At 53.2% G+C, this 12411-nt stretch carries 2 protein-coding genes; both read right to left on the bottom strand.

The features are described 5' to 3' along the window. Positions 1 to 6320, bottom strand: a 6320-nt coding sequence (locus ACSZPK_RS26845; RefSeq protein ID WP_437884665.1) for an amino acid adenylation domain-containing protein, incomplete at its 3' end; no start/stop codon positions are given. Between the two features lie 10 nt (positions 6321 to 6330). Beyond that, positions 6331 to 12411 (bottom strand): amino acid adenylation domain-containing protein (locus tag ACSZPK_RS26840; protein WP_437884664.1); only part of this gene is annotated, 6081 nt, incomplete at its 5' end.

The following is a 12411-nucleotide window of genomic DNA, read 5'->3' as shown; positions in this document are numbered from 1 at the left end:
CCCACCTTCTCAAGCTTCAGCACATCCGCCCAGATCGCCGCGATCCTCTGCTCAAGCTCGCTCTGCGGTGCCACATAACCTTGCTGCAGCAAGCTCGCATCCGGCTTCGGCAGCGCCTTGCGGTCCAGCTTGCCATTCGGCGTCAGCGGCAACTTCTCAAGGAACAACAGATGTGCCGGAACCATATAGTCCGGCAGGCTTTCCCTGAGTTGTGTTTTGATCGATTCACGCAGTAGGAACTGAGCCTCTTGATCACCCACAACTGTGACATCTGTTGGGATGATATAAGCAACCAATTGCTTGCCATACACTCCGTCCTGGGCTGTCACAACAGCCTCCAGCAGCAACTCCTGATCAAGCAGCCTTGCCTCAACTTCGCCCAACTCGATACGGAAACCGCGGACCTTCACCTGATGGTCGACACGACCCAAGTAATCAACTACATCGCCCTCACGGCAACGCACCAGATCCCCACTGCGATACAAACGACCGCCCTCTGCATAGGCATCCGGAACGAAGCGCTCCGCAGTCAAGGCCGGACGCTCCAGATACCCCCTGGCAACCCCTTGTCCTCCGAGATAAAGCTCGCCTGGTACGCCATATGGCAGCAGCGTAAGTTGTGCATCCATAACATAACCACAACGCTTGCCTACAAGCTTACCGATCGGGGCATAAGCTGCATCACAGCGATCACCAAACCTAGCTTTCCAGATCAGCGGAGTTACGACTGTCTCCGTCGGACCGTAGCCATTGAAGATATAGGTAGGCTTCAGTGCTTTCCAAACCAGCTCATAGCTGGCCTCTGGCACTGCATCGCCACCAAAGCAGTAAACTCGCGCTATCGGCGGATGGCCGGTTGCTTGCGCATGTTCAGCAAGTTGCTGCAGATAGATGGGAGGGAAGACTCCGATAGTCACTGCATGACGATGCATCTGCTCAAGGGTCTGCTCTGGCGTCCACAGGCTGTCATCTCGCACAAGGATCCTGGCGCCATTGATGAGCGGATGCATCCAGCCTTCATGAGCGCCATCAAAAGCGAATGACATGAAGTGCAGTTCACAATCCGATGCACATGTTTCATAACGCTCACCTGTGGCGATGATATGAGCAGCTAGCGGTCCATGACTAACCGCGACACCTTTAGGTAATCCTGTCGAACCCGATGTATAAATGACGTAAGCTAGATTTTCCTCATGCAGATAAATCTGCGGAGCATCGCAAGGATAGCTATTCCAGTCGTCTCGGTTGTCTATTTCCAAGACAGCCATATTCTCAACAGATGGTAGCCCTTCCCGTTGCTGGCTATTGGTCAGTAGCAATGGAGCCTGACTATCCTGCATCATGTACGACAGACGATCTTTCGGATAAGCCAAATCCAGCGGAACATATGCACCACCGGCCTTGAGCACACCGAGGAAAGCCACCATTATTTCAGCTGAACGCGGCATGGCTACCGCAACCCGGATCTCTGGACCTACTCCCAACTCAATAAGTTTGTGCGCCAACTGGTTAGCCTGTCGATCCAGCTCACCATAGGTCAACTGGCTATCTCCGAACAAGACAGCAACCGCCTCCGGCACTTGCTCAGCTCGCTCAGCAATCAACTGATGGACAAACCGGTTACTCGGGTAAGCAGACTCAGTGTGGTTCCACTCTTTCAAAATGGTCTGTTGCTCATCGATTGCCAGCATAGGCAAGTCACTGACCATTTGGGTCGGACGAGCCACAATTGCAGCTAACAAGTTCACCCAATGCTGGGCTATCTGCTCGATGGATGTTCGCTCGAACAACTCGCACGCATAGGTCAGCGATGCGTAAATACCCTCAGTAGAGTCTAAAGTATTCAACGTAAGATCGAATTGAGCGACGTTGTTTTCCCACTCCAGCCCTTGCACTTCCAGCCCGGCTAGAGACCTGACTTCCTTTCGACCTTCCGTCTGATGGTTGTACATCACTTGGAACAGTGGGCTATGACTTAAGCTTCGCTCCGGCTGCAAAGCTTCCACCAACTGTTCGAACGGTAAATCCTGATGATCCTGCGCACCGAGTGCTACCTGCTTCACTTGCTGTAGCAGATCAGTGAAACGTACCCGCACATCGAACTCAGCCTTCAGTACCTGAGTGTTGACAAAGAAACCAATCAGACGCTCTGTTTCCAGCCGGGTCCGGTTAGCTATTGGCGTACCTACACGAATGTCATCCTGACCACTGTAGCGATGCAGCAAGACCTGGAAACTGGCAAGCAACACCATAAACAGTGTCACCCCCTGATCATCAGCCAAGCGCTTAAGCCCCTGGGAAAGTTCGGCATTCAAAGAAATGTCAAGGCTTGCGCCCGCATGACTCTGCTCCGCCGGGCGTGGACGGTCGATCGGCAACTCCAGTACAGGTTGCTCACCGCCCAGCTGTTTTGTCCAGTAATCCAGTTGCCGTTTCTGCTCGCCCGCCTCCATCCATTGACGTTGCCAAACGGCATAGTCTGCATATTGAATCGCCAACTCAGGCAATTGGACGTCCTTGCCGTGACAGCAGCCCTCATAGAGTTGAACCAACTCATCCACCATCAGAGGCATTGACCAGCCATCGGATACAATGTGGTGCAATGTCAAGATCAGGACATGCTCATCCTCTGCCTGGCGAAGCAGTTTCACTCGTAGTAGCGGGCCAGACTCCAGATCAAACGGTTGTTGTACTTCGTACTCAACATAGGCCTTGAGCTGTTTATCCGACGCCAGGGCAGACTCATCGACGGTGAGCTGGAAGTCTATTTGGGCATGGATGATCTGGATCGCCTTCTCGCCTTCTTGTCGAAAGGTGGTTCGCAAGGGCTCGTGACGCTGGATCAAAGATGCAAAAGCATATTGCAGCGCTTTCTTATCCAGTTGCCCCTTCAGCTTCAGCGCAGTAGGGATGTTATACGCCGCACTTCCCGGATCCAATTGCCAGAGGAACCACTGGCGCTGCTGGGCATAAGACAGTGCCAGGGGCTGTGAACGGTCTGCCTGAATAAAAGGCAATACTTTGCTGGAAACGCTTTCTCCAGCAACCTGGGCAAAATCAGCCAGATCCGAACACTCGAAAATTGCTTTGAGCGGAACATCCAGATTGAGAGACTGGCGCACCCGAGAGATGACTTGGGTGGCCAGTAGAGAGTGGCCACCGAGGTCAAAGAAGTTGTCAGTCAGACCTATCTGCTCAAGCTTCAGGACATCAGTCCAGATTGCTGCGATCCTCTGCTCAAGCTCGCTTTGCGGCGCCACATAGTTCTGCTGCAGTAAACTGGCATCAGGCTTCGGCAGCGCCTTACGGTCCAGCTTACCGTTCGGTGTCAGTGGCAACTCGCTCAGGAACAGTAGATGCGAGGGAACCATGTAGTCCGGCAGGCTTTCCTTGAGCCGTGTCTTGATCGCATCACGCAGTTGAGCCTGACCATCTTGATCGTCTATTACCGCTAAATCTGCCGGAACGACATAACCAACTAGCTGCTGCCCAGCCGGCCCACCCTGGGCAAATACCACGGTCTCGCGCACAATGTCCTGCCCCAGCAGGCACGCTTCGATCTCGCCCAACTCGATACGAAAACCACGGATTTTCACCTGATGGTCGATACGGCCTACGTACTCAATCACGCCATCAGCACGGCATTTAGCTAAGTCACCTGTGCGGTATAGGCGACCGCCACCTTCTTTCGAGTCGTCATACGGATCAGGAATGAACCGCTCAGCCGTCAAGCTGGGACGATTAAGGTAGCCTCTAGCCAAGCCCTCTCCAGCCAACAGCAATTCGCCTTGGGCCCCCCGTACCAATATGCACAAATCGCAGTCAAGGATAAGGCTACGTCGTAGACCTACAGCCTTACCTATCGGGGCATACCCGTTGAATGAATCAGAAATATCGGCAGCCCAAACCAAAGGTGTAACTACTGCCTCGGTTGGCCCATAGGCATTGAAGATATGCTCGGCTTGCAGCACGCCACCGTCGAGTAACGCCAATGTCCATGCCTCACCGCCGAGAATACAAAGGCGTATATCTAATTTCTCACCTGTTTTTGACAGTATCTCATTCATATATGCCAGATAGGCAGGTGGAAAGTTAACAGCAGAGACATGATTGGATCGGATGCTTTCCAGCACATCATGAACAGATCTTCGCTTGATATCTGCCAGAACAATTCGAGCTCCTATCAACAACGGCATGAATAATTGTTCAGCAGCAGCATCGAAGTTTATGGACGCAGACTGCATTAGGCAATCGTCAGGGTGCAGATCGTATACATCACTCACAGCCCTCGCATGCATCGCGAATGGGCCGTGGGCTACAGCCACTCCTTTGGGTTTACCTGTAGAGCCCGACGTGTAGATTACATAGGCTAGATTTTCAGGCTGGATATTTACTCTAGGCACACTCTCTGCATAAACAGAAAGTCCAACCTGCGTATCCAACTCCAGCGTTTGCATTAATTCCGGGACTGGTAGCAGGCTCGTCAGATGCGACTGCGTTAACAGCAACTCAATACCGCTATCCTTGATCATGTAAGCCAAGCGATCCTGCGGGTATTCAGGATCAAGCGGCACATAAGCACCTCCTGCCTTAAGGATACCCAGCACCCCCACTACCATATCAAGACTACGCTCTACCGCTATTCCCACCAGCACATCGGGACCGACCCCCAGACTGATCAACTTGTGCGCAAGTTGGTTAGCCTTGCGACTGAGCTGATTGTAGGTAAGCATCTCATCCTCAAATACCACCGCAACTGCATCTGGCGTCTTTTGCGCTTGCTCTTCGAACAGTAAGTGTATGCAACGATCAACTGGATAATTTACCCGATCAATGCCACAATCGCTCAAGATCAGTTCTCGCTCTGCCTCACCCAACAATGGCAAATGGCTTATGGATTCGCCAGGATTAACCAATATACCTCGCAAAAGATTGGCCAAATGGCTACTCATGGAGATAATTGTAGCTGGCTCAAACAAATCGACTGCGTAGCTCAACGAGATCCATATCTGATCATCAGACTCAACTACCATTAATGTCAGGTCGAACTGTTCGCTACCTCCTGCGCGCTCAACACTTGAAACTTTCAATCCTGGCAGCTTATGAACACTAGCCTCGTCACTGCTTGCGAATTGATGATTGAGCATAACTTGGAATAACGGGTTACGGCTCAGGCTGCGCTCTGGTCGCAAAGCCTCCACAAGTTGTTCAAAAGGTAGGTCTTGATACTCTTGCGCCTCAAGAACCGTTTGTCTGACTTGCTTCAAAAACTCATTGAATGGCAATAGCCCATCTAGATCGCCTTTCAATACTTGAGTATTTACAAAGAAACCAATCAAGCGCTCGATTTCAAGGCGGCTACGATTAGCAACCGGAATACCGACACGTATATCGGTCTGGCCGGTATAACGATAAAGCAGGCATTGGAAAGCGGCTAATAGCAACACAAAAAGTGTAACGCCTTCGCGCTGAGCTAAACGCTTCAGTTCCACACCGATATCGACTGTAAGCGGAACATCTATACTGGCCCCACGAAAGCTAGGCCTCGAAGGACGAGGGTGATCCAATGGCAAGGCTAGGTCGACAGTATCACTTCCTAACTTACTCAACCAATAATCTAATTGTCGCTCACGCTCACCCGCATCCATCCAGTGACGCTGCCATAAGGCATAGTCAGCATATTGAATCGGTAAAGTGGGTAAATCGGGCTGCCGATTTTGAGTGAAACCTGAATAAAGGCGAACCAACTCATCCACCATAATCTGCATGGACCAGCCGTCAGAAACGATATGATGCTGAACTAGAGCCAGAACATGCTCATTTTCTGAAAGCCGCAGAAGGCCCACGCGAAAAAGCGGCCCTGTCTCTAAATCAAAAGATTGTGTGGCTTGCTCTTCGATATAAGCCGAGATAGCAGTATCACGAGATGCTCCGCTCTCATGTAGTTCTACAATATCCAATTTTATTGATGGCGCCTCATGCACGACCTGGCGCACCTCATCTCCATCCTGAAGAAACGTGGTCCGCAAGCCTTGATGGCGCTGAATCAAATGTTCGAAACTCTGCTCCAAGGCCCCCAGCTTCAACTCGCCAGACAAGCGCAAAGCAGCAACTATGTGATAAGCGCTTCCCTCAGGTTCAAGCTGCCAGAGAAACCACTGCCGCTGCTGTGCGTACGAAAGCAGGAGTGGTTCATCCTCTCCTCGCCTATGAATAGGCGTGATGCCAAAAAGATTGATGCCTTTCTTTTTGAGCAGAACCGCCAAGGCCTTGCGCTCTTTTGTTGTCAAGGTCCCTACCGACTCAATCAACGCCTGCATGCTACCGCTCCTATGAAATCAGTTGTTCAAGTTCATTAAGCGATAAACGTTTCAGATCCCCCAGCGATTTAGCCAATTCTGAGCCTAGGGAATGTGCACCGGCGTGTAGCGTCTCCACTTGTACGCTGAACCCCCCAAGGTTTTCGGAGACGAACAAAGCTTTTAGGGGGACCGATAGGTTCCACTCATGATTGACTCTGGAGATAACCTGTGTAGCAAGAAGGGAATGTCCTCCCAACTCAAAGAAGTTATCGGTGAGACCGACCTTCTCCACCTTCAGCACATCGGCCCAGATTGCTGCGATCTGCTGCTCCAGCTCGCTCTGCGGCGCCACGTACTCCTGCTGCAGTTGGCTGGTGTCCGGCTTCGGCAGAGCCTTACGGTCCAGTTTTCCGTTCGGTGTCAGCGGCATCTTCTCCAGGAACACCAGATGCGCAGGAACCATGTAATCTGGAAGATTGCCCCTGAGGTGATCGCGTAGGCTCGTACGGAGCAGTTTTTGCTGCTCAGAATCCCCCGCCTGTCCGGCTGCTGCGACGAGATAGCCAACCAGCTGTTTTCCGCTCAGCCCCTCGATATCGATGACCACCGCTTCTCGTACTGCTTCGTGGGCTTGCAACTGAGCCTCTATCTCGCCCAACTCAATACGGAAGCCACGGATCTTCACCTGATGGTCGATACGGCCTACGAATTCGATCACGCCATCATCGAGATAACGCGTCAGATCACCGGTGCGGTATAGCCGACCGCCACCCTGCTCACTGGTGTCAAAGGGGTCAGGAATGAAGCGCTCAGCAGTCAATGCCGGACGGTTGAAGTAACCACGCGCAAGTAGCTCACCACCAATGGTCAACTCACCAATCGCACCGTTGACGACGATCTTGCCGAAGTGATCCAGTAAATAGATCGTCCGTCCTGGCAGCACCTTGCCAATCGGCATCAAGGCCGGAAGTGGCTCCTTGCCCGACAAGTAATCGATACAATCGTGAGTACTGACCGTCACCGTCGCTTCGGTCGGACCATAGGTATTCAGCAGGTGAACATGCTCAAGACCCGCTTTCTTCCAAGCAGCAACGCCTTCAGGCGGCATCGCCTCACCGCCTGAGTGGAATTGATGCAAGCGGCCATAATCTCGCGGCCCTTTTTCCGCGAAATCCTTGGCCAGCATGAACCAGTAAGCCGTCGTCACGTCGACCACACTGATATCCCTGGCCAGCAGCTCCTGATAGAAGGTTTCGCTGTCCCAGATATCACGGCCACGGATGACTACTGAGGCGCCGCAAATCAGCGCGGGATAGAGCTGCTCGACGAAACCATCGAAGTTGAAGGTGGCGAACTGCAGGATGCGATCATCGCCCGACAGGTTGAAGAAGCCGAGCGATACATGAGCATGCTGGCTCAAGGCATCATGGGAAATAGCTACACCTTTAGGGCGCCCGGTTGAGCCCGAGGTGTACATGACGTAAGCCAGATTATCTGGCTGAGTGAGATTGATCGGGTTGGTATCGCTGTAACCTTTCAGATCTTCATCAAGCATCAAGCAGTGCACATGATCTGGGATCGGGAGTTGTGCTTGTAGATGAGCTTCAGTCAGCAGCAACGCGATACCACTGTCCTCCATCATGTAGGCCAGTCGATCTGCTGGATACTCTGGGTCCAACGGTACATACGCACCGCCTGCCTTCAAGATTCCCAGCAGCCCAACCACCATTTCCAGGCTGCGCTCTACGGCGATACCCACCAATACATCCGGTCCGACACCCAACTGGCGCAGCTTATGCGCCAGTTGGTTGGCCTTGCCATTCAGTTGTTGGTAGGTCAACTCTTGATTGTCGAACACCACGGCGATGGCATCAGAGGTTTTATCAACCCGCGCTTCGATCAGTTGATGAATGCATTGATCGCTTGGGTAATTCTCTTCGGTGCGGTTCCAGTCATAAACAATCTGTTGATGCTCTGCCGCATCAAGCAGCGCTAGATCCCCCAGATGTTGCTGCGATTGCTTAGTGATCTCTCCCAACAGATTGTCAAAGTGCTTTGCAACTCGCTCAATCGCTGAGTCATCGAAGTTACTTCGGTCATAGCTGTAATGAACTGAAAGCTCCTCTCCCAATCCGACTGCAAGCGTCAGCGGATAGTTGGTCTGCTCATGGTTAGCCACTTCACCAAAACTGATTTCCTCTGAGGCGCCTTGCTGAAGCGCCTCTGATACAGGGTAGTTTTCGAACACCAGGATATTATCGAACAGAGCTTCACCGCCCTGTCCTGCCCAGCGCTGCACGTCATACAGCGGCGTATGTTCATGCTCACGTAGCGCCAGGTTCTGCGCCTGCACCTGCTCGATCCATTGAGCAACACTCTGCTCAGGTTTCGGACTCGCAATCACCGGCAGCGTATTGATGAACAGTCCCAACTGTTGTTCGACGCCTTTAAGTTCTGCCGGGCGACCCGAAACCGTTGCACCGAACGCAACCGTATCTTGGCCTGTGTAGCGCTGGAGCAGCAGCAACCAAGCGGCTTGCACCAGGGTGTTTACCGTCACTCGCTGTTGGCGAGCAAAGTCACTCAACGCTTGAGTGCGCTTCTTGTCCAGTACTTGGTAGTGGTCACCGTAGCCTTGACCCAACGTTTCCTTATCCTGGCGGATTGCCTGGGCAAGATGCGTCGGCTCTTGCAAGTCACCGAACTGTCCGCGCCAAAACGCTTCGCTTTGTACCTTGTCCTGTTTTTGTAACCACTCGATGTAGTCACGATAGCGACTGGCTTGGTGAGCAAGGGGATCGCCGGCGTAGCTCTGTAGTACTTCTCCAAGCAACTGCGAGTTGCTCCACCCATCCATCAGGATGTGATGGTTGGTGTAGATCAGGTGATGGCTGTTCTCTCCAGTACGGATCGCCGCAATCCTCAGCAATGGTTCTTGCTGTAGATCGAAGCCTTTGTGCCGATCGGCTTCAGCCCATGTGTCCAGGTTCTGGGCGAGATCTGCCTGCGTTGACCAGTCCAGGACTACAAACGGCATCGCAACTTGCTTGCGGATGACCTGCAGCGGCTGCTCAAACTGAGTCACGAAACTGGCTCGCAGGACTTCATGCCGATCCACTACAGCTTGCCAGGCTTGGTGGAAACGCTCGACATCCAAACCATCCACATCGACCCGGACCTGGTTGATGTAATCACCACCACCTTGTTCGAACAGGCTGTGGAACAACATGCCCTGCTGCATCGGTGACAACGGATAGATGTCTTCTATCTCGTTTGCACTGATAGGCAGCGCATCAAGTTGCTCCTGACTCAGTCTGGCCAACGGCACATCCGAAGGCGTTAAGCCAGACGTTGCTTCGTTTGAGCAATGCTCGATCAGTGCTTTCAACTCTTCAGCGTATTCAGATGCAAGCTTCTGGACTGTCGTCTCATCGAACATCTCCCGGCTGAAGCTCCAGCTCAAACTCAGTTCGCCACTATAGACCTGACCATTGATCGACAGCCAATTACCGAGAGGGGCTTCTTCGCTCTGGCTTGTGCCTGAACTTTCGTTTGCAGGTGCAAGGAACGCCGCCTCTTCCGCTTCGCCCTCGAAGCTGCTGTCGAACTGCCCCAGATAATTGAAGGTAATTCGTGGGACAGGCAATTCAGCAAGAGTTTGCTGCGATGCCTCATCACTCAAATAACGCAGTGCACCAAAACCAATGCCCTTGTTCGGGATCGCGCGCAGTTGTTCCTTGATCTGCTTGATCGAACCGGCCAATGTTTCAGACGGGCTCAGTTTCACCGGGAACATGCTGGTGAACCAACCAACGGTACGTGTCAGATCGACCGTATCGAACAGTTCCTCGCGGCCGTGGCCTTCCAGTTGAACCAGCACATTATCCTGCTGGGTCCAGCGAGAGATGACACGAGCCAGTGTCGTCAGCAACAGATCATTGATCTGTGTACGGTAGGCGGACGGAGCGTCTTGCAGTAATTGACGCGTGTAGTTCTGATCCAGGCGAGTTTGCGCGCCGCCTGCATGACGACCTTGCAGTGAACCTTCTGTATTGTCACAAGGAAGGCAGGCGTTGATATCAGCAAGCTGGTCTTTCCAGTAACCCAGCTCTTGCTGTAACGCTTCGCTGCTCGCGTATGTTTGCAGGTGCTCGGCCCAGACTCGCGTCGAGCTGGTTTTCTCCGGCAGCTTGATGGCCTGTTTTTCCTGCAGTTGGCCATAAGCCGTTTGCAGATCCTCCAGCAGAATTCGCCAGGACACACCGTCGACTGCCAAGTGATGTATCGCCAGCAGCAAACGCTGAGTACCGTCGGTGAGCGTCGCCAACACTGCTCGTATCAGAGGACCATCCTGTAGGCCCAAGCTACTTTGCGCTTCAGAACAAAGAGCCTCAAGCTCCGACTCGCTATTGACGCTGGATTGCCAGAGAACCTCTTGCTGTTCTGCAACAGGACGGTAGTTAGCAAACCAGTTACCAGCAGAGTCCTGCTTGAAGTTCAAGCGCAGTGCATCGTGATGAACGATCAATGCCTGCAGCGCCTGATCGATCAGCTCTGGCTCAAGCACTTGACCTGGTTTGAGCAGCAACGCCTGGTTCCAGTGATGGCGCTCGGGAATCGCTTCATCGAAGAAGTACTGGTGGATAGGCAGAAGCATGCCTTCTCCAATGACTGGCCCCTGATCAATCTGCAGAGCCCCTGCCTCGCCACGCTTGGCCACCGAAGCCAAGCCTTGCACCGTCTGGTGCTGGAAGAGTTCCTTGGGTGTGAAGCGAATACCCATCTGCCGGGCACGGCTAACCACCTGGATCGAGATGATCGAGTCGCCGCCCAGCTCGAAGAAGTTGTCGGTCAGACCAACCTTATCCACCTTCAGAACATCTGCCCAGATCGCTGCGATTTGCTGTTCCAACTCGCTCTGCGGTGCCACGTATTCCTGATGCAGTTGGCTAGCGCCCGGCTTCGGCAGGGCCTTGCGGTCCAGCTTACCATTCGGCGTCAGTGGCATCTTTTCCAGGAACAGCAGGTGTGTAGGCACCATGTAATCAGGCAGATTGGCTTTGAGGTGATCACGCAAAGCAGCGCGCAGCAGGGTTTGCTGCTCAGAATGCTCAGCCTTTCCGACCTCAGCAACGAGGTAACCAACCAGTTGTTTTCCGTTCGGGCCTTCGATGTCGATGACCACCACGTCTCGTACTGATTCGTAGGCTTGTAGCTGAGCTTCGATCTCGCCCAGTTCGATCCGGAAGCCACGAATCTTCACTTGATGGTCGATACGACCGGCGTACTCGATCACACCATCAGCTCGGTAGCGGGCCAAGTCGCCGGTACGATAGAGGCGACCACCACCTTGCTCACTGGTATCGAACGGGTCAGGGATGAAGCGCAGTGCAGTGAGATCCGCACGTTGGTGGTAACCACGCGCCAAACCGGCACGACCAACGTGCAGTTCCCCCTGACAACCGGGAGCCGCTACACCCAGATTGCTGTCGAGTAGGTACCAGGACAGGTCCGGGATGACTTCGCCAATCGGACTTACGCCTTCTTTGCTCAGGTCTTCTCGACTGATCGGGCGGTAGGTGACGTGAACGGTCGTCTCGGTAATGCCGTACATGTTCACCAATTGCGGCTGGCGATCACCAAACGCATCGAACCAGGGAGCAAGGCTGCTTACATCCAGAGCCTCCCCACCAAACACCACATAACGCAGGGATAGAGGCTGGGCTTTGTCGACTGCAATAGGGATCAACTGTTTGAACGCTGAAGGCGTCTGGTTGAGCACCGTGACCTTCTGCTTGAGCAGCAGGTTGTGAAAGTCCTCCGGCGAGCGGGCAACATCCTTGGGTACAACCACAGCCTTGGCGCCATACAGCAATGCACCAAACAGCTCCCAGACCGAGAAGTCGAAAGCATAGGAATGGAAGACACTCCACACATCATTGGCATCGAACTGATACCAGTCCTGGGTGGCCGCGAACAAACGCATGACGTTCTGGTGCGGTAGCAGCGTGCCTTTGGGCTTGCCGGTGGAACCCGAGGTGTAGATCACATAAGCCAGATTATCTGGCTGAGTGAGATTGATCGGGTTGGTATCGCTGTAACCTTTCAG

Origin of the sequence: Pseudomonas sp. LRF_L74 (assembly GCF_965644255.1) — a bacterium.
In the GTDB taxonomy this organism is placed as follows: domain Bacteria; phylum Pseudomonadota; class Gammaproteobacteria; order Pseudomonadales; family Pseudomonadaceae; genus Aquipseudomonas.
Note: the sequence above shows the minus strand (reverse complement) of the source record. Positions and strands in the feature narration are given on the sequence as shown.